This is a genomic window from Lentzea miocenica (assembly GCF_033949945.1).
In the GTDB taxonomy this organism is placed as follows: Bacteria; Actinomycetota; Actinomycetes; order Mycobacteriales; family Pseudonocardiaceae; genus Lentzea; species Lentzea miocenica.
The window spans coordinates 167,645-192,988 of sequence record NZ_JAXAVW010000008.1 but is presented as its reverse complement, the minus strand read 5'-3'; the positions used below and the strand labels follow the sequence as shown (position 1 = coordinate 192,988).

At 68.2% G+C, this 25,344-nt stretch carries 27 protein-coding genes; 19 read left to right on the top strand and 8 right to left on the bottom strand.

The features are described from left to right. The first annotated feature begins 44 nt into the window (after positions 1-44). From SK803_RS12050 to SK803_RS11995, 12 genes are all read left to right on the top strand, one after another. The gene (locus tag SK803_RS12050; RefSeq protein ID WP_319966003.1) at positions 45-1,184 is read left to right on the top strand and encodes a glycosyltransferase family 4 protein; all 1,140 of its coding nucleotides are present in this window, start codon (positions 45-47) and stop codon (positions 1,182-1,184) included. Positions 1,185-1,294: 110 nt separating this feature from the next. Beyond that, positions 1,295-1,741: a hypothetical protein gene (locus SK803_RS12045; RefSeq protein WP_319966002.1), complete on the top strand. Its 447-nt coding sequence runs from the start codon at positions 1,295-1,297 to the stop codon at positions 1,739-1,741. 149 nt (positions 1,742-1,890) lie between these two features. Beyond that, on the top strand, positions 1,891-2,667 hold the full coding sequence (gene atpB, locus SK803_RS12040) for a F0F1 ATP synthase subunit A (RefSeq protein ID WP_319966000.1): 777 nt from the start codon (positions 1,891-1,893) through the stop codon (positions 2,665-2,667). Between the two features lie 64 nt (positions 2,668-2,731). Continuing rightward, the gene (locus SK803_RS12035; protein ID WP_319965998.1) at positions 2,732-2,983 is read left to right on the top strand and encodes an ATP synthase subunit c family protein; all 252 of its coding nucleotides are present in this window, start codon (positions 2,732-2,734) and stop codon (positions 2,981-2,983) included. 47 nt (positions 2,984-3,030) lie between these two features. Beyond that, complete coding sequence (locus tag SK803_RS12030) at positions 3,031-3,567, top strand: F0F1 ATP synthase subunit B (RefSeq protein WP_319966087.1); 537 nt, start codon at positions 3,031-3,033, stop codon at positions 3,565-3,567. A gap of 9 nt (positions 3,568-3,576) precedes the next feature. Continuing rightward, complete coding sequence (locus SK803_RS12025; RefSeq protein ID WP_319965997.1) at positions 3,577-4,404, top strand: F0F1 ATP synthase subunit delta; 828 nt, start codon at positions 3,577-3,579, stop codon at positions 4,402-4,404. Between the two features lie 47 nt (positions 4,405-4,451). After that, positions 4,452-6,098, top strand: a complete 1,647-nt coding sequence (gene atpA, locus SK803_RS12020) for a F0F1 ATP synthase subunit alpha (RefSeq protein WP_319965995.1) — start codon at positions 4,452-4,454, stop codon at positions 6,096-6,098. 8 nt (positions 6,099-6,106) lie between these two features. Continuing rightward, complete coding sequence (locus tag SK803_RS12015; protein ID WP_319965994.1) at positions 6,107-7,021, top strand: F0F1 ATP synthase subunit gamma; 915 nt, start codon at positions 6,107-6,109, stop codon at positions 7,019-7,021. Beyond that, entirely contained in the window at positions 7,014-8,450 is a 1,437-nt protein-coding gene (gene atpD / locus SK803_RS12010) for a F0F1 ATP synthase subunit beta (RefSeq protein ID WP_319965993.1), read from the top strand. The genes SK803_RS12015 and atpD overlap by 8 nt, the downstream gene beginning before the upstream one ends. A 636-nt stretch (positions 8,451-9,086) precedes the next feature. Next, on the top strand, positions 9,087-10,253 hold the full coding sequence (locus SK803_RS12005) for an MFS transporter (protein WP_319965991.1): 1,167 nt from the start codon (positions 9,087-9,089) through the stop codon (positions 10,251-10,253). Positions 10,254-10,268: 15 nt separating this feature from the next. Beyond that, positions 10,269-11,780: an ABC transporter ATP-binding protein gene (locus SK803_RS12000; protein ID WP_319965990.1), complete on the top strand. Its 1,512-nt coding sequence runs from the start codon at positions 10,269-10,271 to the stop codon at positions 11,778-11,780. Continuing rightward, a complete protein-coding gene (locus SK803_RS11995) occupies positions 11,777-13,507 on the top strand; it encodes an ABC transporter ATP-binding protein (RefSeq protein ID WP_319965989.1) in 1,731 nt (576 codons plus the stop codon). The genes SK803_RS12000 and SK803_RS11995 overlap by 4 nt, the downstream gene beginning before the upstream one ends. Here the strand turns inward: SK803_RS11995 and SK803_RS11990 are convergent. Together SK803_RS11990 and SK803_RS11985 are read right to left on the bottom strand one after the other, a co-directional pair. Next, on the bottom strand, positions 13,504-14,724 hold the full coding sequence (locus SK803_RS11990) for a hypothetical protein (protein ID WP_319965988.1): 1,221 nt from the start codon (positions 14,722-14,724) through the stop codon (positions 13,504-13,506). The genes SK803_RS11995 and SK803_RS11990 overlap by 4 nt on opposite strands. After that, entirely contained in the window at positions 14,715-15,203 is a 489-nt protein-coding gene (locus tag SK803_RS11985) for a SigE family RNA polymerase sigma factor (protein WP_319965987.1), read from the bottom strand. The genes SK803_RS11990 and SK803_RS11985 overlap by 10 nt, the downstream gene beginning before the upstream one ends. A gap of 106 nt (positions 15,204-15,309) precedes the next feature. Here SK803_RS11985 and SK803_RS11980 point away from each other — a divergent pair, with 106 nt between their 5' ends. Together SK803_RS11980 and SK803_RS11975 are read left to right on the top strand one after the other, a co-directional pair. Beyond that, entirely contained in the window at positions 15,310-15,675 is a 366-nt protein-coding gene (locus tag SK803_RS11980) for a F0F1 ATP synthase subunit epsilon (RefSeq protein WP_319965986.1), read from the top strand. A 22-nt stretch (positions 15,676-15,697) separates the two neighbouring features. Next, on the top strand, positions 15,698-16,129 hold the full coding sequence (locus tag SK803_RS11975) for a DUF2550 domain-containing protein (protein WP_319965985.1): 432 nt from the start codon (positions 15,698-15,700) through the stop codon (positions 16,127-16,129). Between the two features lie 55 nt (positions 16,130-16,184). Here the strand turns inward: SK803_RS11975 and SK803_RS11970 are convergent, their stop codons facing one another. Beyond that, positions 16,185-16,757: a cob(I)yrinic acid a,c-diamide adenosyltransferase gene (locus SK803_RS11970; protein WP_319965983.1), complete on the bottom strand. Its 573-nt coding sequence runs from the start codon at positions 16,755-16,757 to the stop codon at positions 16,185-16,187. A gap of 35 nt (positions 16,758-16,792) precedes the next feature. Here SK803_RS11970 and murA point away from each other — a divergent pair, with 35 nt between their 5' ends. Next, positions 16,793-18,061, top strand: a complete 1,269-nt coding sequence (gene murA / locus SK803_RS11965) for a UDP-N-acetylglucosamine 1-carboxyvinyltransferase (RefSeq protein ID WP_319965981.1) — start codon at positions 16,793-16,795, stop codon at positions 18,059-18,061. Here the strand turns inward: murA and SK803_RS11960 are convergent. Next, a complete protein-coding gene (locus tag SK803_RS11960; RefSeq protein ID WP_319965980.1) occupies positions 18,051-18,338 on the bottom strand; it encodes a hypothetical protein in 288 nt (95 codons plus the stop codon). The genes murA and SK803_RS11960 overlap by 11 nt on opposite strands. Positions 18,339-18,460: 122 nt before the next feature. Between SK803_RS11960 and SK803_RS11955 the strand changes: the two genes are divergently transcribed. Next, entirely contained in the window at positions 18,461-20,452 is a 1,992-nt protein-coding gene (locus SK803_RS11955; RefSeq protein ID WP_319965979.1) for a protein meaA, read from the top strand. Positions 20,453-20,473: 21 nt separating this feature from the next. Further along, positions 20,474-21,232: an enoyl-CoA hydratase-related protein gene (locus SK803_RS11950; RefSeq protein WP_319965977.1), complete on the top strand. Its 759-nt coding sequence runs from the start codon at positions 20,474-20,476 to the stop codon at positions 21,230-21,232. On the opposite strand, the gene SK803_RS11945 is transcribed toward SK803_RS11950, so the two are convergent. Further along, the gene (locus tag SK803_RS11945; RefSeq protein WP_319965976.1) at positions 21,147-22,001 is read right to left on the bottom strand and encodes a helix-turn-helix transcriptional regulator; all 855 of its coding nucleotides are present in this window, start codon (positions 21,999-22,001) and stop codon (positions 21,147-21,149) included. The genes SK803_RS11950 and SK803_RS11945 overlap by 86 nt on opposite strands. 102 nt (positions 22,002-22,103) lie before the next feature. Here SK803_RS11945 and SK803_RS11940 point away from each other — a divergent pair, with 102 nt between their 5' ends. Beyond that, the gene (locus SK803_RS11940) at positions 22,104-22,802 is read left to right on the top strand and encodes an SDR family oxidoreductase (RefSeq protein ID WP_319966086.1); all 699 of its coding nucleotides are present in this window, start codon (positions 22,104-22,106) and stop codon (positions 22,800-22,802) included. On the opposite strand, the gene SK803_RS11935 is transcribed toward SK803_RS11940, so the two are convergent. Further along, positions 22,799-23,206: a hypothetical protein gene (locus SK803_RS11935; RefSeq protein WP_319965975.1), complete on the bottom strand. Its 408-nt coding sequence runs from the start codon at positions 23,204-23,206 to the stop codon at positions 22,799-22,801. The genes SK803_RS11940 and SK803_RS11935 overlap by 4 nt on opposite strands. After that, the gene (locus SK803_RS11930) at positions 23,203-23,784 is read right to left on the bottom strand and encodes a DJ-1/PfpI family protein (protein WP_319965974.1); all 582 of its coding nucleotides are present in this window, start codon (positions 23,782-23,784) and stop codon (positions 23,203-23,205) included. The genes SK803_RS11935 and SK803_RS11930 overlap by 4 nt, the downstream gene beginning before the upstream one ends. A 108-nt stretch (positions 23,785-23,892) precedes the next feature. Here SK803_RS11930 and SK803_RS11925 point away from each other — a divergent pair, with 108 nt between their 5' ends. Then, positions 23,893-24,810 carry a GlxA family transcriptional regulator gene (locus SK803_RS11925; protein WP_319965972.1) on the top strand — a complete coding sequence of 306 codons (918 nt, stop codon included), beginning with the start codon at positions 23,893-23,895 and terminating at the stop codon, positions 24,808-24,810. Here SK803_RS11925 and SK803_RS11920 read toward each other — a convergent pair. Next, a complete protein-coding gene (locus tag SK803_RS11920; RefSeq protein ID WP_319965971.1) occupies positions 24,801-25,337 on the bottom strand; it encodes an NUDIX hydrolase in 537 nt (178 codons plus the stop codon). The two genes, SK803_RS11925 and SK803_RS11920, sit on opposite strands and share 10 nt — an antisense overlap. Between the last annotated feature and the right edge of the window lie 7 nt (positions 25,338-25,344).

Genomic DNA, 25,344 nt, shown 5'->3' with positions numbered 1-25,344 from the left:
CGTGGCGAGCACCCCCGAATCGCTCCCGATTGATTGGTAGGCCCGTGGGGCCCGCATCCTCGTTCGTCCTTCCCGTGCGCGAGTACCTGCTCGTCGCGTTGATCGCTGCCGTGGTGACGTTCCTGCTCGTCGGTCTGGTGCGCGCGATGGCGTTCAAGCTCGGGGCGGTGGCCTACCCGCGGCAACGTGACGTGCACGTGCAGCCGATGCCGCGCATGGGCGGTGTCGCCATCTACGGCGGCGTGCTGTGCGGCATGTTCGTGGCGCACCAACTGCCGGTGCTGCGGACGGCGTTCGACTTCTCCAACGACCCGTGGGGTGTCATCGTCGCGGGCGGCGTCATCGTGCTCGTGGGTGCGATCGACGACAGGTTCGAGCTCGACTCGCTCACCAAGCTCGCCGGCCAGGTCACGGCGGCGGGCATCCTCGTGTTGTTCGGCCTGCAGTGGATGATCGCGTGGGTGCCGTGGGACGGCGGCGCGACCATCTCGCTGGACCAGAACCAGGGCGCGCTGCTGACCGTGCTGCTCGCGGTCACGATGATCAACGCGATGAACTTCGTCGACGGCCTCGACGGCCTGGCCGCCGGCATCGGGCTCATCGCCGCCGCGGCCACCTGTGCCTTCTCGATCGGCCTGCTCGTCGAACGCCAGGGCGCGGTCGAGGCCTACCCGCCCGCGCTGATCGCCGCCGCGCTCGCCGGCGCGTGCCTGGGCTTCCTGCCGCACAACTTCAACCCCGCGCGCATCTTCATGGGCGACTCGGGCTCGATGCTCATCGGCCTCATGCTCGCCGCCGCCACCACCAGCGCGTCCGGCAAGATCAACCAGGCCACCGGCAGCGCGGTGGACCTGCTCGGTCTGCTTTCGCCGCTGATCGTGGTCGCCGCGGTGCTGTTCGTGCCGCTGCTCGACCTGCTGATGGCCATCATCCGCCGCACGCGCCGCGGCGAAAGCCCGTTCTCGCCGGACAAGATGCACCTGCACCACCGGTTGCTGGAGATCGGGCATTCGCAGCGTCGCGCCGTGCTGCTCATCTACTTGTGGGCGGGCGTGCTGGCGTTCGGCGCGGTGGCGCTCACGCTGTTCGACCCGGTCATCGTGGCGACGTGCTTCGTCATCGGGCTCATCGTGACGTTCGTGGTGTCGGTGATCCCGCGGCTCAGGGAAGCCCGCAAGTCCTGAGGAACGGCGGCGGCCGGAAATTGGTCCGGCATCTTGTTTGGGGCCGCTTAACCACCGTTAACCCGGGGCTGCCCGCAGGTGCCGGAAAGCGAGTTCCTACACTTCGGGACATGAGCGACGCGGACAAGGCCGTCACGCACGAGCTGACCGTCCAGCGACTCGCCGGGGAAATGTTCCGCGAGGCCGCATGGGCCGCGCTCGGCACGTTTGTCCTCGGCGTCGTCGTGTCAACTGTGATCTGGGGGACCGCTGGTCTCTTCGGATCATTGATCGGTGGTGCGATCGCCATCGGTTCGAGCCTTGCCACGCTGTTGTTGATGCGCAAGACCGCGGCACTTGATCCGATGTTCGTGATGGTCGCCGCACTCGGTGGATTCATGGGCAAGCTGATCGTGTTGCTACTCGCGGTGATCCTGCTGCGGAACCAGTCGTGGCTCGAACCCAAGGCACTGGGAATCACCCTGGTGGCGACGGTGCTCGTGACGTCGTTCCTGGAGGCCAGAGCCTCCAAGCGCAGCCGTAGTCAGATGGTGGTCCCCGCCTCCGAAGGCCCCTGAGACCTGCTGATATGGTCCGCGCAGACCAGGGACACCCGATAGCAGGGTGCCTCTGGTAGTCGCTTGCGAACCGTAAGGTACGTTAAGTCCAGATCGTGACGATTCCCCCGGCGGAGTGAACGCCGGCCGGGAGAACCGGAAGGAACACAGTGACCAAGTTGCTGGCTTCGGGGGGCGAGTTCGTCGCTCCCGGTGTGAAGGACTTCTTCCTCCCGCCGATCTTCGGCTCGGTCACGAAGCCGATGGTCCTGCTGGTGCTGTCGATCGTGATCATCGGCGCCTTCTTCATTGCGGCCACCCGCAACCTCAAGGTCGTTCCCGGCAAGTTCCAGTTCGCCGCCGAGTCGCTTTACGACTTCGGGCGCAACAACATCGCCAGGGAGCAGATCGGCGCGAAGGACTTCAAGCCCTTCGTCCCGCTGATCCTCACGATCTTCTGCTTCATCCTGGTGAACAACCTGTTCGGTCTCATCCCGATCGTCCAGTTCCCCACGATGTCGCACATCGGCTTCCCGCTCGCCGTTTCGTTGCTCGTTGTTTACCCGGTGTACCACTTCGTCGGGTTCAAGCGGCACGGCTTCGTGGGCTACTTGAAGCACCAGACGGTTCCGCCGGGCGCGCCGTGGTTCGTGCTCCCGCTGCTGATCCCGATCGAGTTCTTCCAGAAGTTCATCCTGAACCCGCTCACGCTGGCGATCCGAGTTTTCGCGGCCATGTTCGCGGGTCACCTCCTGCTGCTGGTGTTCACCCTGGCCGGTGAGTTCCTGCTGCTCAACGGCGGGCTGACCGTCATCGTGGCGCCGGTGTCCTTCGCCTTCGCCATCGCGCTGACCTTCCTGGAGGCACTGATCATGTGCCTGCAGGCCTACATCTTCGCGCTGCTGTCTGCCAGCTACATCGGCATGGCGCTGGCAGAAGAGCACTGAGAAACAGCACAAAGCCTCCGATCCGCGAACTCTCGCGGACCGAGTTGGAAAGGGAACAGCAACAGTGAGCGCTCTCCAGATCGCCCAGGACGCCGCCAACATCAACCCGGGTCTTGCGGCCATCGGTTACGGCCTCGCCGCGATCGGCCCCGGCATCGGTGTCGGTCTGATCTTCTCCTCGGTCATCAGCGGCACCGCCCGCCAGCCCGAGGCCCGCGGCGTGCTGCTCGGCCTCGCGTGGACCACCTTCGCCATCGTCGAGGTCCTCGCGCTGATCGGCTTCGTCGTGTACTTCATCGCGACCGCCGGCGCCTGACCTAACCCTTCAACGCGTTAGGAGACGTCGTGTTCCACGCCTTGATCATGGCCGCGGAGGACCCCTCCAAGGTCAACCCGGTCATCCCGCACCCCGCGGAGATCATCCTTGGCCTGGTCGCGTTCCTGATCCTGCTCTTCGTCGTCAAGAAGTTCGTGTCGCCGCGCTTCGAGGCGCTGTACGCGGAGCGGACGGCCAAGATCGAGGGTGGCATCGAGAAGGCGGAGCAGGCCCAGGCCGAGGCTCAGCGCACGCTCGAGCAGTACAAGGAGCAGCTGGCCGAGGCTCGCGCCGAGGCCGCGCGCATCCGTGATGACGCGCGGGCCGAGGGCCTGCAGATCATCGAGGAGCTGCGCGAGCAGGCGCAGGCCGAGTCCGCCCGCATCGTCGCGCAGGGCCAGCACCAGCTGGACGCGCAGCGCGCTCAGATCGTCGCCGAGCTGCGTGCCGACCTCGGTCGCACCGCCGTCGAACTGGCGAGCAAGGTCGTGGGCGAGTCCCTCGAGGACGAGGCCCGCCAGCGCGGCACCGTCGACCGCTTCCTCAACGAGCTGGACGCCGTCGCGGCGCCGGCGAGCAAGTAGAGGCAGCCGATGACGTTGCATGCCGCTAGTCGTGAAGCTCTGGCAGCCGCGGAACTGCGGCTGCTGGAGCTCGCCGACGCCACCACGTCGACGGACGACCTCGCCAAGCTGGGCGAGGAGCTCTTCGCCGTGCTGGGCCTGCTGATCGAGCAGCCCGCGCTGCGCCGTGCGGCCGCCGACGCCTCGTCGGAGCCCGCCGGTCGCGAGCAGCTCGTCCGCGGTCTGTTCGCGGGCAAGGTGAGCGACGCGACGCTGCAGGTGCTGGCCGCCGTCGTGGCCGCGCGCTGGTCCAGCCCGCGTGAGCTCGTCGACGGTGTCGAGTCGCTCGCCCGCACCACGCTGCTGGTGCGTGCCGAGCGCGACGGTCAGCTCGACTCGGTCGAGGACGAGCTGTTCCGGCTCGGCCGCATCGTGGCTGGTTCGCACGACCTCGAGCGCTTGCTGGGCGACCCCGCCGGTGCCGTCGACGGCAAGGTCGCGCTGGTCGACACCCTCATCGAGGGGAAGGTCAGCCCGGTCACCAAGACGCTGGTGGACCAGCTGGTCCGCCACCCGCGCGGTGTTCGCGTCGCGAACGGCCTCGGCGAACTCGCCGACCTGGCGGCCAAGCGCCGTCAGCGTTCCGTCGCGCACGTCCGTTCCGCGGTGGCACTGACCGCGGAGCAGGTCGACCGCTTGACCGCGACGCTGACCACGATCTACTCGCGCCCGATCGCCCTGCACGTCGAGGTGGACGCCTCGCTCGCGGGTGGTCTTCAGATCAAGATCGGCGACGAGCTCATCGACGGAAGCATCGCCGGCCGGTTGGCGGCACTGCGCCGCAATCTCGCCAGCTAGCCCCCGACGCCCTTTCCCAAGAACGAAGAAGTGAGAGCAGGAACGACATGGCGGAGCTGACGATCTCGTCGGACGAGATCCGCAGTGCGATCGAGAAGTACGTCTCGAGCTACTCCCCGGAGGTCAGCCGGGAAGAGGTCGGTACCGTCTCCGAGACCTACGACGGCATCGCCATCGTCGAGGGCCTTCCGGGCACGATGACCAACGAGCTGCTCGAGTTCCCCGGTGGCGTCCTCGGCGTCGCCCTGAACCTCGAGGTCCGCAACATCGGTGCGGTCATCCTCGGTGACTTCGACAAGATCGAAGAGGGCCAGGAGGTCCGCCGGACGGGCAAGGTCCTGTCCGTGCCGGTCGGCGACGGCTTCCTCGGTCGCGTCGTCAACCCGCTGGGCCAGCCGATCGACGGTCTCGGTGACATCGTCGCCGACGACACCCGCGCCCTGGAGCTGCAGGCCGCGTCCGTGCTGCAGCGTCAGCCGGTGTCCGAGCCGATGCAGACCGGCATCAAGGCCATCGACGCGATGACCCCGATCGGTCGCGGTCAGCGTCAGCTGATCATCGGTGACCGCAAGACCGGCAAGACCGCGGTCTGCATCGACACGATCATCAACCAGAAGAAGGCCTGGGAGTCGGGCGACCCGAAGCAGCAGGTCCGCTGCGTCTACGTCGCCATCGGCCAGAAGGGCTCCACCATCGCGGGCGTCAAGACCGCGCTGGAGGAGGCGGGCGCACTCGAGTACACGACGATCGTCGCCGCCCCCGCTTCTGACTCGGCCGGCTTCAAGTGGCTGGCGCCGTACACCGGCTCCGCCATCGGCCAGCACTGGATGTACCAGGGCAAGCACGTCCTGATCATCTTCGACGACCTGACCAAGCAGGCTGAGGCGTACCGCGCGATCTCGCTGCTGCTGCGCCGCCCGCCGGGCCGCGAGGCCTACCCCGGCGACGTCTTCTACTTGCACTCGCGTCTCCTCGAGCGTTGCGCGAAGCTGTCGGACGACCTCGGCGGCGGTTCGATGACGGGTCTGCCGATCATCGAGACCAAGGCGAACGACGTGTCGGCGTACATCCCGACCAACGTCATCTCGATCACCGACGGTCAGTGCTTCCTCGAGTCCGACCTGTTCAACGCCGGTGTCCGCCCGGCCGTCAACGTGGGTATCTCGGTTTCCCGCGTCGGTGGTGCCGCGCAGATCAAGGCGATGAAGGACGTCGCGGGTTCGCTGCGTCTCGACCTGTCGCAGTTCCGCGAGCTGGAGGCCTTCTCCGCGTTCGCCTCCGACCTCGACGCCGCGTCGCGCGCCCAGCTGGACCGCGGTGCCCGTCTGGTCGAGCTGCTCAAGCAGGGCCAGTACTCCCCGGTCCCCGTCGAGGAGCAGGTCGTCGAGATCTTCACCGCGACCAAGGGCCACCTGGACGACGTGCCCGTCGCCGACATCCGCCGCTTCGTCGCGGACTTCAAGGACTCGCTGCGCCGCAACCACGCGGACCTGCTGAGCAGCATCGTCGAGACCAAGAAGTTCCCCGAGGACTCGCAGAAGCGCGTTGCCGCCGCCGTGTCCGAGTTCAAGAAGCAGTTCACCGCTTCTGACGGCACGACGATCGTCAACGAGGCGCCCGAGAAGGCGATGGACGCCGACAAGGTCGCCCAGGAATCGGTGAAGCTCCACAAGCCCGAGCCCACCAAGAAGTGATCTGAGCCATGGGCGCACAGATTCGGGAGCTCCGCCAGCGGATCCGAACGGTCAACTCGACCAAGAAGATCACGAAGGCCTACGAGCTCATCGCCACGTCTCGCCTCGCCAAGGCGCAGACCAGGGTCGCGGCCTCGCGTCCCTACGCGGACGAGATCACTAACGTGCTCTCCGCGTTGGCCGAGGCCTCGGCGAACCTCGACCACCCGCTGCTGTCCGAACGCGAGAACCCCAAGCGCGCCGCCGTCCTGGTCGTGACCAGTGACAAGGGCATGTGCGGTGGTTACAACGCGAACGTCCTCAAGGCGGCGGAGCAGCTGATCCAGCTGCTCAAGTCCGAGGGCAAGGAGCCGGTGCTGTACGTGACCGGCCGCAAGGCGATCGGGTACTACAACTTCCGTCGTCGTGAGGTCACCGCCTCGTGGAGCGGGTTCTCGCAGACCCCGCACTACGTCAACGCCGTCGAGGCGGGTGACGCACTGGTGGAGGCGTTCCTGGAGGGCACGGAGAACGGTGCGCAGGGCGTGGACGAGATCCACGTCGTGTACACGGAGTTCAAGTCCATGCTGAGCCAGACGCCGACCGCCAGGCGGATCGCACCGATGGAGGTCGAGTACACCGGCGAGACCCCCAAGGGCCCGCGCGCGGTGTACGACTTCGAACCCAGCGCCGAGGCGCTGCTCGGTGCGATGCTGCCCAAGTACGTGAAGACTCGCCTGTTCTCCGCCATGCTGGAGGCGGCGGCTTCGGAGTCGGCTGCTCGTCGTACGGCCATGAAGGCCGCGACGGACAACGCGACGGAGCTGGTCCGGAACCTCAGCCGGGCGGCGAACTCGGCCCGTCAGGCCCAGATCACCCAGGAGATCAGCGAGATCGTCGGTGGCGCCTCCGCGCTTACCGGTGGCGCAGGAAGTGATGAGTGACATGAGTGCTACTGCCACCACCACCCGCACCGGCCGTGTGGTCCGGGTGATTGGTGCGGTCGTCGACGTGGAGTTCCCGCGCGACGCCGTGCCGGAGCTGTTCAACGCTTGCCACACGGAGATCACCTTCGAGGCGGTCGCCAAGACGCTGACCCTCGAGGTCGCGCAGCACCTCGGCGACAACCTGGTTCGCTGCATCTCGATGCAGCCGACCGACGGTCTCGTCCGCGGTGCGACCGTGACCGACACCGGCGCCGCCATCTCGGTGCCGGTCGGCGACATCGTCAAGGGCCACGTCTTCAACGCCCTCGGTGACTGCCTCGACCAGCCCGGCCTCGGCCGGGACGGCGAGCAGTGGGGCATCCACCGCAAGGCGCCCGCCTTCGACCAGCTCGAGGGCAAGACCGAGATCCTCGAGACCGGCATCAAGGTCATCGACCTGCTCACCCCGTACGTCAAGGGCGGCAAGATCGGCCTGTTCGGCGGCGCGGGTGTCGGCAAGACCGTGCTCATCCAGGAGATGATCACGCGTATTGCCCGCGAGTTCTCCGGTACGTCGGTGTTCGCCGGCGTCGGTGAGCGCACCCGTGAGGGCACCGACCTGCTGCTGGAAATGGACGAGATGGGTGTTCTCCCGGACACCGCCCTCGTCTTCGGTCAGATGGACGAGCCGCCCGGCACGCGTATGCGCGTCGCGCTGTCCGCTCTCACGATGGCGGAGTACTTCCGCGACGTGCAGGGCCAGGACGTGCTGCTCTTCATCGACAACATCTTCCGGTTCACCCAGGCGGGTTCCGAGGTGTCGACCCTGCTGGGCCGCATGCCTTCCGCCGTGGGTTACCAGCCGACGCTGGCCGACGAGATGGGTGAGCTCCAGGAGCGCATCACCTCGACGCGCGGTAAGTCGATCACCTCGCTGCAGGCCATCTACGTGCCCGCGGACGACTACACCGACCCCGCCCCGGCGACGACCTTCGCCCACCTGGACGCGACGACGGAGCTTTCCCGTCCGATCTCCCAGAAGGGCATCTACCCGGCCGTCGACCCGCTGTCGTCGTCGTCTCGAATCCTCGAGCCGTCGATCGTCGGCGAGGAGCACTACCGGGTCGCCCAGGAGGTGAAGCGAATCCTGCAGAAGTACAAGGAGCTGCAGGACATCATCGCCATCCTCGGTATGGACGAGCTCTCCGAGGAGGACAAGGTCCTCGTCGGTCGCGCGCGTCGTCTCGAGCGCTTCCTCGGCCAGAACTTCATCGTGGCCGAGAAGTTCACGGGTCAGCCCGGTTCGTTCGTGCCGATCAAGGACACGATCGAGGCGTTCGACCGCGTGTGCAAGGGCGAGTTCGACCACTTCCCGGAGCAGGCGTTCTTCTCCTGCGGCGGGTTGGACGACGTCGAGGCCAACGCCAAGAAGCTGGCCGGCAACTGAGTTAGGTCTGGCTGTTCCGAAGGGCCGTTCCTCCTTTGTGGAGGGGCGGCCCTTCGGGCGTTGTTGGGGGTGTGCGGGTCGGCTTGCGTGGGTTGGTCGCGTTCCAGCGGAGGGGCGCGTTGCGTTGGGTGGTCGCGTTCCAGCGTGGTTGCGTGGGCATGGACGAGGCGTGGGAGGTCATCGCCGCTGCGCGACGATTGCGATTGGGGCTTGACCTTGAGCCTCTGGCGGGATGCTGGACGGCCTTCAAAAGCCGGGGTGAAAAGCGCCCCGGCCGAACCCGAACAGCGAAGCATCCCGCCCCCTCAAGGTAAAGCCCCAATCGCAAGACCTGGGGATGCACCGCTACCCATCGAGGAATCACTGCGCGGGCTCACCCGGCGCGGTATCGCACGCGGGTGTGCCCGGCGCGGCGTCACACGGGGCGTGCGCGGCGATGCGCGGGTCGAGAGGTGCACGGCCGTGCGTCGGGCCCGTGCGTGGCCCAGCGCGCTTGCCCAGGCGTGGCCGGGTTGTTGCCGCACCTGTCGATCCCAGCCAGCTTTCCGTTCAGTGGAAACCGCACTCCCCGCTGACTGGGCCTCCGCCGCAGGATTCACGGCAACTCAGGCCGTCCCTCAGCGAGGAGGAGAGCGCGTGAACAAATGGGTGTTGCCGCTGTGCTGGGCCGCTGTCCTGCTCGACGGATTCGATCTGGTCGTGCTCGGCACGGTGATTCCGGTGCTGTTGCAGGAGAAGTTGCTCACGACGGCCAGTGCGAGTGCGGTGTCCACTGCTGGGCTGGTCGGGATGATGCTGGGGGCGCTGATCATCGGCACCATCACCGACGTCGTCGGGCGGCGCAAGGTGATGATTTTCGCGGTGGCCGGGTTCTCCGCGTTCACGCTGGCCTGTGCGGTGGCGCAGGACGCCACGACGTTCGGCGTGCTCAGGTTCCTTGCGGGGCTTGGGCTTGGTGGGTGTTTGCCCACGGCGATCGCGTTGGTCAACGAGGCGCGGCCTCAGGCCGGTGGGCGGGCCACCACGCTGATCATGACCGGGTATCACGTGGGTGCTGTCATCACGGCGTTGCTGGGGATCGTGCTGATTCCGGATCTTGGGTGGCGGGCGTTGTTCGTGGCGGGTGCGTTGCCGGCGCTCGTGCTGATTCCGTTGATGGTCAAGTACTTGCCGGAGACGGTGGTGCGCAGGGCTCCGGCGCGGGAGGCGGTCGGGTCGCTGTTCAGGCCTGGGCTGCGGAAGTCCACTGTGGCGTTCTGGGTCGCGTCGTTCATGGGGCTGTTGCTCGTGTACGGGCTCAACACCTGGTTGCCGCAGATCATGCGCAGTGCCGGGTATGAGCTCGGAACGGCGTTGGCGTTGTTGCTGACGCTCAACGTCGGTGCGGTGATCGGGCTTTTGATCGCGGGTGCGGTTGCTGACCGGATCGGGATCAGGCCGGCGGTGATCGGGTGGTTCGTTGGTGCTGTGGTGTTCTTGGCGTTGCTGAGCATCAAGTTGCCTGGGCAGACCATTTACGTGGCGGTGTTGCTGGCCGGGTGCTTCGTGTTCAGTGCGCAGGTGCTCGTTTACGCCTATGCCGGGCGGGTTTACGAGGAGAACCGCGCTACGGGCATCGGGTGGGCCGCGGGCGTGGGGCGGTTGGGTGCCATCAGCGGGCCGTTGCTCGGTGGGGCGTTGCTCACAGCCGGGCTGGCGCATCCGTGGGGGTTCTACGCGTTTGCGGTGGTGGCGGCGTTGGGCGCGGTGGCGGTGGCTGCTGTTCGACTGAGGTCGAAAACGGTCGTGTCGCACTCCGGGTGATGGCACAGTCGGGTTGTGGCCCGACATGCTCCGTACGACGATCCTGGGACGCCTGACCTCCGATCGCCCTGGCGGTACCTGTGGTGGCTGGTCAAGATGCAGCGCTGGCGGGTGCTTGCCGGGGCGTGGTGGGGGTCGCTGTGGATGTGCGGGCTGATTCTGCCGCCTTACCTGATCTCGCGGGCCATTGAGGACGGTCTGCGGGGCGGTGACCGCGTTGCACTGGTGTGGTGGTGTGGGGCGTTGCTCGGTGCGGCTGGTGCGTTGGCACTTGTCTCCATCGTGCGGCATCGCACGATGACGTTGGTGCGCACTGACGCCTCGTTGCGGACGGCGCAGCTGGTCGTCAGACACGTCACGCGGCTTGGTGGTGTGGTGCGGCGGAAGTTGTCCACCGGGGAGATCACGTACCTGCAGAACGGGGACACCGCGCGCATCGCGCATGCGCTCACGAGCACCGGGCCCGGTGTCGGGGCGGTGATCGCTTACGCCGCAACGGCGGTGTTGCTGGTGCGGATCTCACCGCTTGTTGCCCTGGTGGTGTTGCTCGGTGTGCCGGTGCTCGCGGTCGTCACCGGGCCGGTGTTGCGTCGGCTGCACGCGGTGGAGGCCGGGTATCGGCACCGTCAGGGGGAGTTGAGCTCACGCGCCGGGGACATCGTGGCCGGGCTGCGGGTGTTGTCCGGGATCGGGGGCAAGCCGGCGTTCGAGGCGCGTTTTCGGGCGAAGTCGCGTGAGGTGCTGCAGGACGGCTACCGGGTGTCCGCGTGGCTGAGTTGGGTGCAGGCGCTCACGTGGGGGCTGCCGACGCTGTTCCTCGCCGTGGTCACGTGGATCGTGGCGCGGATGGTGGTGACCGGCGCCATCTCGATCGAGGAGATGGTCGCGGTCTACCTGTACGTCACGACGTTGATCGTGCCCGTCAGCTTCTTCATGGAGGGCGCCGACGCGATTCCGCGCGCGTTGGTGTCGGCGCGGCGGGTGGTGGACCTGTTGCGGTTGCGGCCGGCCGGCGAGGACACCGGTGCCGCGACCCTGGACGTGAAGAGCGGCGCGTTGACGGTGGTGGCTTCGGCGAACGCGACGCTGGCACGGGAAGCGGTGGAACGGTTGCCGGGGCAGGTCGTGGTGGCGGACAACGACGACTACCTGTTCGCGGGGCCGGTGCGCGAGGCGGTGTCGGTGGGCTGCCACAGCGATGCCGAACTCGGCCGGGCGATCTGGGCGGCCGTCGCGGCGGATGTCGTGGAGGCGTTGCCGGACGGGCTCGACTCACACCTGGAGTCCCAGGGGCGCAACGTTTCCGGCGGCCAGCGGCAACGGCTCAGGCTCGTCAGGGCGTTGCTCAGCGAGCCGGAAGTGCTGGTGCTCGTCGAGCCGACGTCGGCGCTCGACGCGGTGACCGAGGCGGCGGTGGCCGAGCGGGTGCGACAGGCGCGCATCGGCCGGACCACCGTGGTCGTGTCGTCGTCACCGTTGTGGGCGGGACAGGCGGATCAGGTCGTGCACCTGGAGGAGGGCCGATGAACCGGTTGCCGATCGCCGACCGGCGCGAGGTGCGGCTGGCCGCCGTGCGGTTGCTGCGGGGCGAACGACGTGCGTTGGCTGTGGTGCTCGCGCTCACCGTGCTGACGGCGCTGGCCGGGCTCGTCGGGCCGTACCTGCTCGGCAAGATCGTCGGCGGGGTGGAGAGCGGGGAGCTCACTCTCTCCACTGTGGACTGGATCGCGCTGGGCGTGCTGGGCGCGGCGGTGGCGCACCTGTTGCTGGTGCGGTACAGCGCGTTGCTGACGACCAGGCTCGGCGAACGGTTGCTGGCCTCGTTGCGCGAGGAGGCGGTGGCGCGCACGCTGGCGTTGCCGGCACGCGTGGTCGATCGGCTGAGCACCGGCGATCTGCTCACCCGCGTGACGAGCGACGTCGGCACGATCGGGCAGGCGTTGCGGGACAGCGTGCCCGAGGTGCTCACGGGCGTGGTGCACCTCGTGGTCGTGTTCGCGGCGGTGTTCTGGCTGGATCCGGTGCTGGGTCTCGCCGCGTTGGTCGGCACGCCGTTCGTCGTGTGGGTCGTGCGCTGGTACCTCGCTCGTGCGCGCGACGCGTATCTCGCCGAGAGCGAGGCCAACGGTGACGTGGCGGAGATTTCCGCGGCGGTCGGCGAGGGCAGCCGGACGATCGAGACGTACGGGCTGCGGGACCGGATGGTGGCGGCCGCCGACGACACGATCGCACGCTCCTACCAGGCGCGGTTGCGGACCCTCAGGCTGAGGAACCGGCTGTTCCCGGTGACCAGCTTCATGAACACCGTGCCGACCGCGGTGGTGCTGCTCGTCGGCGGCCTGTTCTACGCGGCGGACGGTGTTGACATCGAGGTCGTCGTCACGGGTGCGTTGTGGGTGTGGAGGCTCGTGGAGCCGATGGACCGCATCCTGTTCTGGATCGAGTTCCTGCAGCGCGGTGGTGCGTCGTTCGCGCGGGTCGAGGGGATCGGCGCCAACGTCGAACCCGCACCGGTCGTCGCCGAACCGGACGGTGATCGCATCGAGGTGTGCGGCGTTCACTACTCCTATGTGGACGGCCACGAGGTGCTGCACGGCGTGGATCTCGTTGTGCAGCCAGGGGAACGGCTCGCGATCGTCGGCGTGTCCGGCGCGGGCAAGTCGACGCTCGGCAGGCTGCTCGCGGGCGTCGACCGGCCGGCGGCGGGCTCGGTGCTGGTGGGCGGGGTACCGGTCGCGGACCTCACGGCCGCGGGCGAGCAACGGATCGTGCTGGTGACGCAGGAGCATCACGTGTTCATCGGCACGCTGCGGGAGAACCTCGCGATGGCCGCCCCCGCCGCTCCGGACGAACGGCTCGTCGAAGCGCTGCGCACCGTTGACGCGCGGTGGTTCGACGATCTGCCGGACGGGCTGGACACGGCTCTCGGCGCGGGTGGGGTGGAGCTGGATCCCGCGCAGGCACAACAACTCGCGCTCGCACGGGTGGAGGTCGCCGATCCGCACACGCTCGTGCTGGACGAGGCGACGTCGTCACTCGACCCCGCGACGGCCCGGCACGCCGAGCGCGCGATCGCGGCCGTGCGGGAGAGACGCACGGTGATCGCGATCGCGCACCGGCTGCAGACCGCGCGTGACGCTGACCGGATCGCGGTCGTCGACGCGGGTCGTGTCGTGGAGTTGGGGTCCCACGACGACCTGGTCGCCAGAGACGGCACCTACGCGACGCTCTGGCGTTCCTGGCACGGCGGTTAGCCCAGCTGCACGACCTTGGTCGCGTCGCCGTGCCGCACCGGCACCTCTTTCGTGCCCGCGGGAGCCAGCCACGCGTGCGGGCGTTCCTGCGGGCCGATGCGGGCCTCGAAGTCGGCGACGAGCGTGCCCTGGCCGTCCGGCAGCACCAGCACCACCGGCGAGCCCTTCACCGTCGGGCCACCGAGCAGGTGGGCGTTGAACGCGCCGTCCTGCCTGTAGATGCCGCCGTACACCTCGCCATACGCCTCGAACACCATGGCGTAACGGCCGTCGGGCAGCCACGCGCAGACGCTCCAGTCACCGGTCACGTCCCAGGCGACCAGGTAGTCGAGCAACGCCGCCTTCTGCAGATCGCTCTGCGGCGACGCCGGTTTCATCCCGGGCCACGTCACGCCGGAGGGCGCGTCCGACGCGCACTCCTGTCCCGACCAGCCGAGGCCTGGATGCGGCACGAAGGCGCGTTCCGGCCGCGAGTCGAACTCGCCGCGCAGCGGTTCGCGCGTGAAGTCACCGGCCGCAGGCGGACTGCTGCCCCGGACGAACACCGGCCGTTCCGACGGCTTCGCGGTCACCACCGCGACACCGCCAGGCCCCATCTCGGCGCGTTGCCACGTGCGGGTCAGCCGGCGGTCCGGGCCGCGCACCGGATTCACCGACCAGTACACCTCGCTGCCCAGACCCAGCGCGACGTACGTCGAGTTGTCCGGCCCGAACCGGAACAACCCCGCCTGCTGGCCGTAGTCGACCTCGCGCTGCACCAGGGCACCCCCGGCCACCAGGCCGACGACCGTGTGCGACTCCGGCTGGTCGTTGATCCGCACGGCCTGCGCGACCAGTGCCGCCGGGCCGCTCGGGGTGTTCGCGGCCCAGAAGACGTTCGACGGCGCGGTGAAGTCCGTCACTTTGTCGTACGAGCGCCAGCCCTGCTTCTGCGCGTTGTTCCACACGGTCAACGTCTGTTCGATGAACTCGGAATCGCCCGACAGGTCTCCACTCGTCGCCGCGGTCAGCCGTGCGTCACCGGTGGTGGGTTGATCAGGAGACGGGCGGGTCAGCACCACTCCCGTCGTCACGCCGGCGAGCAGCGCCACCACCGCGGTCACCGCCAGCAGCCTGCGCGTGTGCCGTCGTCGAGCCCCGGTCATGACGTCCCCCACGAATCCCGGCCGCACGTCCAGGTCTGCCGTTGCGGCCTCCATTGCGTCCTTCAGTTCCACGTCAGCACCTGCTCACCCATCAGTTCCCGCATGCGAGCGAGGCCGCGCGAGGTCTGGCTCTTCACCGTGCCGAGGCCGCAGCCGAGCGTGCGGGCGGTGTCGGCCTCGCTGAGGTCGTCGAAGAACCTCAGCACCAGAACGGCGCGCATCTTGTTCGGCAGCTGCGCCAACGCGCGCACCACGCTGTCCGCGTCCACGACCTGTTGTTCATGGCCCGTGGTGGTGGGCGTCACCGCTTGCTCGAACGGCGCTTCCGGCTTGCGTGACCGTCGCCGCCAGCGGTTCGCCGCGGTGTTGGCCAGTGCTTTGCGCGCGTAGGCTTCAGGAGAAGTCTTGATTCGGCGCCACTTGCCGTACATGCCCATGAGGACGTCCTGCAGAATGTCCTCAGCGGCACCTTTGTCGCCGCCGCAGAGCAGATACGCGGTGCGCAACAGAGCCTGTGAACGCAACGCGACGAAGTCCTCGAAGTCCTGCATGTCCCCCCTCCGGCGGTTGTCGAACGTACTGACACCGGGCGGGGCGGCAAGGTTGTCGGGCGACCGTTTAGACTCAGTTCGACTCCAGACGACGAGGGAGATACGCGTGGCCGAGATGACCGTTGAACTGGTCGCCGTTGAACGCCGCCTGTGGTCCGGTAAGGCCACCTCTGTTTCGGCGCAGACGACCGAGGGTGAGATCGGCATCCTGCCCGGTCACGAGCCCGTTCTCGGCCAGCTGGTCGAGGGTGGCGTGGTGCGGGTCCACACGACGGACGGTGGCCTGGTCACCGCGGCCGTGCATGGTGGCTTCCTCTCCGTGACCGGCACCGGCGTTTCGATTCTCGCCGAGGACGCCGAGCTCGCGGGCGAGATCGACGTGGACGCGGCGCGATCGGCGCTGCAGGACGCGGACGACGCAGAGCGCGCACGTGCGGCAGCGCGCGTGCGGGCCGTGGAACAGTCGGCCTGAGAACAGGCGCGAGGGCCAAGCCGTGGGGATCACCGAGATTGCCGGACTGATCCTGCTTGGAGTGGCGATCGTCATCGTCTACTTCGCCTGGCGCCGCATCCGGCTGCTGCGTGAGGGTGGCGTGCACGTGGCGCTGCGCAGTCAGTTCGACGATCGCGGTCGTGGCTGGCATCTGGGTGTGGGGCACTACCGGGGCGACTCGTTCGCCTGGTTCCGGGTGCTCTCGCTCGGGTCAGGGCCCAACCAGCTGATCTCCAGAGACGGGCTCGAGATCGACGCGCGCCGCGAGCCGACAGGGCCGGAGACGTACGCGATGCCGGTGGGCGCGACGGTGCTGCGGTGCAGATCCGCTTCCGGTGTGGTCGAGATCGCGATGGGCCCGGACGCGCTGACCGGATTCTTGTCCTGGTTGGAGTCATCGCCTCCGGGCCGTGCCATTCCCTGGGCTTCCTAGCAACGCGAAGGGCGCTTCATCCACGTCAGGTGGAGGAAGCGCCCTTTGTCGTTCGTCAGGCGTTCTCGCCCGGCTGCCACAGCACGTCGCCGTCCGGGTTCGCCACGCGCGCCAGGATGAACAGCAGGTCGCTGAGCCGGTTCAGGTACTTGGCCGTCAGCACGTTGGTGTGCTCGGCGTCGGCCTCGATCAACGACCACGCACGCCGTTCCGCGCGCCGGGCGATCGTGCGGGCCTGGTGCAGCAGGGCCGCGCCGGGGGTGCCGCCGTTCAGGATGAACGAGTCGAGCTTGCCCAGGCGTTCGTTGAACGTGTCGCAGTAGCCCTCCAGGCGGTCCACGTAGGCCTGGGTGATGCGCAGCGGCGGGTACTTCGGGTCCGGCACGATCGGCGTGCACAGGTCCGCTCCGACGTCGAACAGGTCGTTCTGGACCTTGCGCACGACGTCGTGGACGTCTTCCGCGAGCTGGCCCAGAGCCAGGGCCACGCCGAGGGACGCGTTGGTCTCGTCGACGTCCGCGTACGCCTCGATGCGCGGGTCGGTCTTCGGGACGCGCGAGAAATCGCCGAGGCCGGTCGTGCCGTCGTCGCCGACTCGCGTGTAGATCTTGGTGAGATGCACCGCCATGGCTCGCACTTTAAGGGCGTACGTAGGATTGCCGCGTGAGCGAGCATTTCCGGGTACACGGTGGCGCACGTCTGGTCGGCGAGGTTGATGTCGTCGGCGCCAAGAACAGCGTCCTCAAGTTGATGGCGGCGGCTCTGCTCTCCGAGGGCACGACAACCCTCACCAACTGCCCGGACATCCTCGACGTGCCGCTGATGGCGGACGCGTTGCGGAGCCTCGGGTGCGAGGTCGAGCTCGAAGGTGACGTGGCGAGGATCACGACGCCGAAGGAGCTGAGCTACCACGCCGATTCCGAGGCGATGGGCAAGCTCCGGGCGTCCATCTGCGTGCTCGGGCCGCTGGTCGGCCGGTGCAAGCGCGCGGTCGTGGCGTTGCCGGGCGGTGACGCGATCGGTTCGCGGCCGCTGGACATGCACCAGAGCGGGCTCGAGAAGCTCGGCGCCAAGACGTGGATCGAGCACGGCTGCATCGTCGCCGAGGCCGAGGGGCTGCACGGCGCGCAGATCTGGCTCGACTTCCCGAGCATGGGCGCCACCGAGAACATCCTGATGGCGGCCGTGCTGGCCGACGGCACGACGGTCATCGACAACGCCGCGCGCGAGCCGGAGATCATCGACCTCTGCCTGATGCTGACCCAGATGGGCGCACGGATCGAGGGCGCCGGCACGTCCACGCTGACGGTGCACGGCGTGCCCGGCCTCAAGCCGACCGAGCACCGCGTGATCGGTGACCGGATCGTCGGCGCCACCTGGGGATTCGCCGCCGCGATGACGCGCGGCGACGTCCGGGTGCGCGGCGTGAACCCGCACCACCTCGACCTGGTGCTGGAGAAGCTGCGGATGGCGGGCGCCGAGGTGACCGTCTACGAGGGCGGCGAGGACGAGGGCTTCCGCGTCGTCATGGACGGCCGGCCCAAGGCGGTCGACTTCGTGACGCTGCCGTACCCCGGCTTCGCCACGGACAACCAGCCGTTCGCGATCGCGTTGTCCGCGGTTTCCGAGGGCACCTCGATGATCACCGAGAACCTGTTCGAGGCGCGGTTCCGGTTCATCGACGAGATGATCAGGCTCGGGGCGGACGCGCGCACCGACGGTCACCACGCGGTGATCCGCGGCGTCGAGAAGCTGTCGAGCGCGCCGGTCTGGGCGAGCGACATTCGCGCTGGTGCGGGCCTTGTCCTGGCCGGTCTGTGCGCGGACGGGGCCACCGAGGTCTACGAGATCTTCCACATCGAGCGCGGTTACCCTGGGTTCGTGGAAAACCTCCGCAAGCTGGGCGCCGACGTGGAACGCGTCAGCTCCTGAGCACCAGCCGCGCGTTCGCGACGTCCGCCGGGAACACCATCACCCGGTAAGGCGCGTTTCGCGAACGCGTGGCACGCACGCCGTTCCGCTTCAACTTCTGCACCAGGACGTTCGCGGCCTCTTCCGTGGGCACGACGGCCACCTCGCTCAACAACCCGAAGTCCGTGCCGTCCAGATCCGGCACGGGCCGCTTGTCGTTGCCGGCGAAGTACCTCAACGTCAGTGCGAGCAGGCCGAGCACTCCGAACACGACAGCTGTCTGGTAGAAGCCCGTCACCTCTTCATCATGCTCTTGTGGTCACGATTCAGTGAGCAATCGCACGCGCAGCAATGGTTACCGGCCAGTACCCTTCGAGGAATTCAACACAGCGGGGAACGACGATGTGGGAGGTTGCTGCTGTGCCGTACCCAGCTGACCGCGAACGCGACCGTCCCTGGGTGATGCGCACGTACGCGGGTCACTCGTCGGCTGCCGCTTCCAACGCGCTCTACCGCCGGAACCTGTCGAAGGGCCAGACCGGGTTGTCGGTGGCGTTCGACCTGCCGACGCAGACCGGCTACGACCCCGACGACGAGCTCGCGAAGGGCGAGGTCGGCAAGGTCGGTGTGCCGATCAGCCACATCGGCGACATGCGGCAGCTGTTCGACCAGATCCCGCTGAGCAGCGCCAACACGTCGATGACGATCAACGCGACAGCCATGTGGCTGCTCGCCATGTACGTCACCGTGGCCGAGGAGCAGGGCGCGGACCCGTCGGCCCTCGCCGGCACGACGCAGAACGACATCATCAAGGAGTACCTGTCCCGCGGCACCTACGTGTTCCCGCCGGGACCGTCGCTGCGGCTGATCACCGACATGGTCGCGTGGACCGTGTCGAACGTGCCGAAGTGGAACCCGATCAACATCTGCAGCTACCACCTCCAGGAGGTCGGCGCGACGCCGGCGCAGGAGGTCGCGTACGCGATGTGCACGGCGATCGCGGTTCTCGACTCGGTGCGCGACTCGGGTCAGGTGCCGCAGGAGAAGTTCGGTGAGGTCGTCGCCCGCATCTCCTTCTTCGTGAACGCCGGTGTGCGGTTCATCGAGGAAATGTGCAAGATGCGCGCGTTCGCCCAGCTGTGGGACGAGATCACGCTGGAGCGCTACGGCGTCGAGAACCCGAAGCACCGCCGGTTCCGCTACGGCGTGCAGGTCAACTCGCTGGGGCTCACGGAAGCGCAGCCCGAGAACAACGTCCAGCGGATCGTGCTGGAGATGCTCGCGGTGTCGTTGTCCCGCAACGCCCGTGCGCGTGCGATCCAGCTGCCGGCGTGGAACGAGGCACTCGGCCTGCCGCGTCCGTGGGACCAGCAGTGGGCGTTGCGCATGCAGCAGGTCCTGGCTTACGAGACCGATCTGCTCGAGTACGACGACATCTTCGACGGCTCACCGGTGATCGAGGCCAAGGTCAACGAGATCCTCGCCGGTGCGCGGGAGGAGATCGACCGCGTGCAGGCGATGGGCGGTGCCGTCGCGGCCGTCGAGTCCGGCTACATGAAGTCGAACCTGGTGTCGTCACTGGCGGACCGCCGTCGCCGTGTCGAGGCGGGCGAGGACGTCGTGGTGGGCGTCAACAAGTTCGACACCACGGAGCCGTCGCCGTTGCAGGCCGAGGGTGCGAACGCGATCGAGACCATCGACCCGATCGTCGAGATGCACGCCGTTGAGGCGATCCAGCAGTGGCGCGCCAACCGCGACAACGCTGCTGTTGCTGCTTCTTTGGACGCGTTGCGTGAGGCTGCGAAGACCGACCAGAACCTGGTTGAGGTGACACTGGCGTGTGCGCGCGCCGGCGTGACGACCGGTGAGTGGTCGCAGGCGTTGCGTGAGACGTTCGGCGAATACCGCGCGCCCACGGGCGTTTCCGGTGCTTCGGCGTCGGGAGAGGCCGGCTCGGAGATCGCGCGCGTGCGCGACCGGGTGCGCACGACCGGTGAGGAGATCGGCGAGCGGCTGCGCATGCTGGTTGGCAAGCCGGGCCTGGACGGGCACTCCAACGGCGCCGAACAGGTCGCCGTGCGGGCCCGCGACGTCGGTTTCGAGGTCGTCTACCAGGGCATTCGCCTCACGCCGTCGCAGATCGTGGCCGCGGCCGTGCAGGAGGACGTGCACGTCGTCGGCCTCTCGATCCTGTCCGGCTCTCACCTCGAGGTCGTGCCCGCGGTGGTCGACGGACTGCGCGCGGCCGGTGCCGGGGACATCCCTGTGATCGTCGGCGGCATCATCCCGCCGGACGACGCCGCGAAGCTGCGCGATCGGGGTGTGGCACGGGTGTTCACGCCGAAGGACTACGAGCTGACCGAGATCATGGACGAGATCGTCACCGTGATCCGTGAGGTGCATTCGCTGTAGCAGGGCCTTAGTGTCACTGAGATGGTCGACGTTGCGCGTGAGGGTTCGGTAGTCCGGATCACGATGAACCGTGCGGCGAAGCGCAACGCGCTGTCCGCCGAGCACCTGAGCGAGTTGCTGGACGCGTTCCGCGAGGTGCGCACGTCGGATGCGGCGGGCATCGTGCTGGCCGCGGAAGGGCCGGTCTTCTCGGCCGGGCACGACTTCGCGGACGTGCACGCCCGCGACGAGGAGGGTGTGCGGCTGCTGCTGGAGCTGTGCACCGTGCTGATGAAGACCATCCAGTCCGCACCGCAGGTGGTGATCGCGCGCGTGCAGGGGCTGGCGACGGCCGCCGGGTGCCAGCTGGTGGCGTCGTGCGACCTCGCGGTCGCGGCGGACACGGCCGGGTTCTCCTTGCCGGGTGGCAAGGCCGGGTGGTTCTGCCACACGCCCGCCGTGCCGGTGGCGCGGTCGATCGGGCGCAAGCGGTTGATGGAACTGGTGCTCACCGGTGACGTGATCGACGCGGCGACGGCGGTGGAGTGGGGGCTGATCAACCGCGCGGTGCCTGCCGGCGAACTGGACGCGGCGACGGACGAGTTGCTGGCGCGGGCGACACGGGGCAGCCGGGCGTCGAAGGCCATCGGCAAGCGCACGATCTACGCGCAGCTGGACCGGCCGGAGATCGACGGGTACGAGATCGCGCTGTCCGTCATGGCCGAGACGTCGCAGTCCCCGTCAGCCAAAGAGGGACGGGCGTCGTTCCTGGAGAAGCGGCAGCCCGTGTGGCCCGACTAGTCGCGAGGAGCTTCAACGCGTCCGCGTTCGGGCCGGCCTCCGCCTGGTAGATCACCAGGTACTGGCCGGGGGCCTCGCGCACGTCGAGCGCGTGGTAGTTCAGCTTGAGCGGGCCGACCGCGGGATGCACGAACTCCTTGGCGTCCTGGGTCTTCCCACGCACCTCGTGCTGTTCCCACAGCTCTCTGAACACCGGGCTCTCGTTGAGCGCTTCGACCATCTGCTTGAGGCGCTGGGACTTCGGGTCCGCGGTCTGCCTCAGGTGCGCGACGGTGCTTTGCGCGACCCAGTTCCAGCGCGGGTAGAAACTCGCGGCGGCGGGGTCGAGGAACGTCATCCTGGCGGCGTTGTCGGCCGGGGTGAACGGCTCGTACAGGGCTTCGGCCAGCGCGTTCGTGGCGAGGATGTCGAGCAGCGAGTTCATCACGAACGCCGGCATGTCGTGCAGGCCGCTGATGAGCTGCCGCAGTTCCGGGCTCACCACGTCCGGCGCGTGACCTTCGTCGGCGACGACTCCGGCCAAGCGGTGCAGATGGGCGCGTGCGTCGGTGTCGAGCCGGAGCGCGCGGCTCAGCGCGTCCAGGACCTGGGCCGACGGGTTGGTCTCACGGCCCTGTTCGAGACGGGCGTAGTAGTCCGCGCTGACGCCTGCCAGCACAGCGACTTCTTCCCTGCGCAGGCCTTTGACCTTGCGCTGGGTGTGGCTGGGCAGGCCCGCGTCCTGAGGATTGACGCGGGCGCGGTGGGCTTTCAGGAACTCGCCGAGCACGTTGTCGAGGTTATTCGGTCGGTCCGTGCTTTGCCTGGGTGTGCCACACCTGGGGAGAAGGTGTCCTGGTTGGCGCTCTTCTGGCTGGCCATCGTGGTGGACATGAGCAAAGTCGTGGTGATCAGTGGAGCTTCCAGCGGTATCGGCGAGGCGACCGCCCGCGTCCTGGCCAAGGCCGGGCACCAGGTGTTCCTGGGAGCACGGCGGGAGGACCGGCTGGCCGCGCTGGCCGACGAGATCGGCGGCGCCCACGCGCCGCTGGACGTGACCTCCCGTGAGTCGTTCCAGTCCTTTGTGGACGCGGCCGTGGCACGGTACGGCCGCGTCGACGTGCTGGTGAACAACGCGGGCGTGATGCCGTTGTCCCTCATGGACTCGCTGAAGGTCGACGAGTGGGACCGCATGGTGGACGTGAACATCAAGGGCGTGCTGAACGGCATCGCCGCCGTGCTGCCGCGTTTCACGGGCGGCGGGCACGTCGTGAACGTCGCCTCGATCGGCGCGCACATGGTGATGCCGACCGCCGCCGTGTACTGCGCGACGAAGTACGCGGTGTGGGCGCTGTCCGAGGGCCTGCGCCAGGAGCGCGACGACCTGCGCGTCACCGTGATCTCGCCCGGCGTCACGGAGTCCGAGCTGGCGGACACCATCACCGAGGACTTCGCGGCGTCGATGATGGAGGACTTCCGCAAGCTCGCGCTGCCCGCGTCCGCCATCGGTGACGCCATCGCCTACGCGATCTCGCAGCCGGCGGAGGTCGACGTGAACGAGATCGTGGTGCGGCCGGTGTCCCAGCGCTAGGCGCCGGTCGTCGAGCCGGGCCTGAGGATCATCAGCACCGTCACCGCGGCCCACAAGAGGTTGAAGACACCGGTGTACATGGCGAGGTGCTTGATGTCCTTGGTTTTGATGGCCTTCTCCTGACCGGGAAGGATCTTGAGGGCCAGCACGAACGCGGCGGCGGTGGTGAGCGCGATCGACACGATCACCCACGGGTGGCCGGTCACGCCCATCACGCCGGCCGTCGCGAACCCGAAGACCGGCACCGAGATGCCGATCAGGGCGTAGACGCGGCAGATCCGGTGCAGCAGCTCGGGATTGCCGCTGGTCGTGACGGCTTTCGGGAACATGCTGGCGGCGACCGTCACCGGGCCGATCGCGATGATCGCGGCCAGGACGTGCAGCGAGAGGAACAGCTTGCTCACGCGGCCCTCCACACGGTGCCGCGGCGCTCGTGTGAGAACAGGTTCTCCACTTCGAGTGCCTGCTGGGCGCCGATCTCGCGTTCGACCAGGTAGAGGCCCAGATCGACACCCGAGGTGACGCCGGCGGCGGTGACCAGGTCGCCGTCGTCGACGATGCGGGCGCGGACGGCGTGCACGCCCATGGATTCCAGTGCGTGCAGGCCGAGGTGGTTGGTGGTGGCGTTGCGGCCCTTGATCAGACCGGCCATGGCCAGCACCAGCGATCCGCCGCACACGGTCGCGATGAGCGCGTTGGTCTCCTTCAACGCGGGACCGACGGTGGCGGCGGCCGCGTTGAGCAGGGCCAGCGTCGTGGTCTCGTCGAGCGCCGCTGCTCCGGGGACCACGACGAGGCCGGCCTCGTTCGGGGTCAGCCGGCCGGTGGCGGTGAGGGACAACAGGTTCAGGCCCGCGGGGACCTCGCGGGCTCCCTCCACCGTCACCAGTTCGGCCCGGATGCCGCCCGCGGCCAGCGTTTCGTAGGGGCCGATCACGTCCAACGGGTCGAAGCCGTCGAACAACACCACTTGAGCTCTCACTGCGCTGACTCCTTCGTCGGTGATCACGACGGTAGGAGGGTTCCGGCGGGTGTAGAACTGGCTGGAATGCCATGTTCCAACGGATTCTCGCCAGCTATGGTGGTTGACGTGCACGAGGTTGCCGTAGTAGCGATGGACAGCGTGGTCCCGTTCGACTTCGCCGTGGCGGTCGACGGGTTCAACTGGACCGGGCGGTACCGGGTCCGGGTCTGCGGTCCGAAGAGGACGGTCAAGGCCGAGCTGTTCGAACTGAAAGTGCCGCACGGCTTGGAGTTGTTGTCCGAAGTGGACACGATTGTGCTGCCCGGCCACGAACCGGACCTGGTCGTCCCGAAGCAGGTGATCGAGGCGCTGCGGCAGGCCGCGGCGAGGGGCACGCGAATCGCGTCGATCTGCTCGGGCGCCTTCGTGTTCGCGGCGACCGGGTTGCTGGACGGGCTCAGGGTCACCACGCACTGGCTGGCGGCGGAGGAACTGGCCGCGAGGTTCCCGGCGGTCGAGGTCGACCCGGACGTGCTTTACGTGGACAACGGGCAGTTCCTCACGTCCGCGGGTGCCGCGGCGGGCCTTGACCTGTGCCTGCACATGATCCGGCGTGACCACGGGTCGGCGGTGGCGGCCGATGCGGCGCGGTTGGCCGTGATGCCGCTCGAGAGAGAAGGCGGGCAGGCGCAGTTCATCGTGACGCCGCCGGTGGCGCCTCAGGGTGCCGAGCTCGAACCCGTGCTGCGGTGGATGGAGGTCAACACCGCCTGCGATCTCACGTTGGAGGATTTGGCGCGGCAGGCGGGAATGAGCACGCGGACGTTGAACCGCCGGTTCCGCGAGCAGACCGGGACGACGCCGTTGCAGTGGCTGCACCGGGCGCGCGTGCGCCAGGCGCAGCACCTGCTGGAGACGACGAAGGACTCGGTCGAGCTGATCGCGAGCAGGGTCGGGTTCGGCTCGGCCACGGCGTTCCGCGACAGGTTCAAGCGGATCGCCGGGACCTCACCGAACGCCTACCGGGCGGCTTTTCAGGGTTGAGAATGTTCGTGCAGCAGCAGAAGCGTGTAGGCGGCGATCGACTGGGCGTCGGTGATCTCGCCCTTCGCGATCATCGCCTCGAACTCCGCGCGCGGGAACCACGCCGAGCGCATGTCCTGCTCCTCCAGCTCCCGCTCGTGAAAGCCTTCGGTGAGCTGGGTGGCGAGGAACACGCGACCGCGCTGCGACGTCATGCCCGGCGCGACGTCGAGCAGACCGAGCTCGATCATCTTGCCGGCGCGCAACCCCGTCTCCTCGCGCAGCTCGCGGCCGGCCAGCTCCAGCGGATCGGAGTCGGCGCGGTCGGGCGCGGTGCCCTGGGGGAACTCCCAGCGGCGCAGCCCGAGCGGGTAGCGGAACTGCTCGACGAGACGAATGCGCTCGCCGTCGAGCGGGATGACCAGTGCGTAGTCGGGCTTGTCCACCACGCCGTAGATGCCGTCAGTACCGTCCGCGCGGCGGATCGGATCTTCGCGAACGGTCATCCACGGGTTTGCGTACACCTGACGGGTGCCGAGGCTTTCCACGCCACGG

What these genes read in the sequence shown, in the direction of transcription:
- SK803_RS12045 (WP_319966002.1), top strand. Translation starts at nt 1,295, where the DNA reads ATGAGCGACGCGGACAAGGCCGTCACGCACGAGCTGACCGTCCAGCGA.
- SK803_RS12030 (WP_319966087.1), top strand. Translation starts at nt 3,031, where the DNA reads ATGGCCGCGGAGGACCCCTCCAAGGTCAACCCGGTCATCCCGCACCCC.
- SK803_RS12025 (WP_319965997.1), top strand. Translation starts at nt 3,577, where the DNA reads ATGACGTTGCATGCCGCTAGTCGTGAAGCTCTGGCAGCCGCGGAACTG.
- atpA (WP_319965995.1), top strand. Translation starts at nt 4,452, where the DNA reads ATGGCGGAGCTGACGATCTCGTCGGACGAGATCCGCAGTGCGATCGAG.
- SK803_RS12015 (WP_319965994.1), top strand. Translation starts at nt 6,107, where the DNA reads ATGGGCGCACAGATTCGGGAGCTCCGCCAGCGGATCCGAACGGTCAAC.
- atpD (WP_319965993.1), top strand. Translation starts at nt 7,014, where the DNA reads ATGAGTGACATGAGTGCTACTGCCACCACCACCCGCACCGGCCGTGTG.
- SK803_RS11995 (WP_319965989.1), top strand. Translation starts at nt 11,777, where the DNA reads ATGAACCGGTTGCCGATCGCCGACCGGCGCGAGGTGCGGCTGGCCGCC.
- SK803_RS11985 (WP_319965987.1), bottom strand. Translation starts at nt 15,203, where the DNA reads ATGCAGGACTTCGAGGACTTCGTCGCGTTGCGTTCACAGGCTCTGTTG.
- SK803_RS11970 (WP_319965983.1), bottom strand. Translation starts at nt 16,757, where the DNA reads ATGGCGGTGCATCTCACCAAGATCTACACGCGAGTCGGCGACGACGGC.
- SK803_RS11950 (WP_319965977.1), top strand. Translation starts at nt 20,474, where the DNA reads ATGGTCGACGTTGCGCGTGAGGGTTCGGTAGTCCGGATCACGATGAAC.
- SK803_RS11940 (WP_319966086.1), top strand. Translation starts at nt 22,104, where the DNA reads ATGAGCAAAGTCGTGGTGATCAGTGGAGCTTCCAGCGGTATCGGCGAG.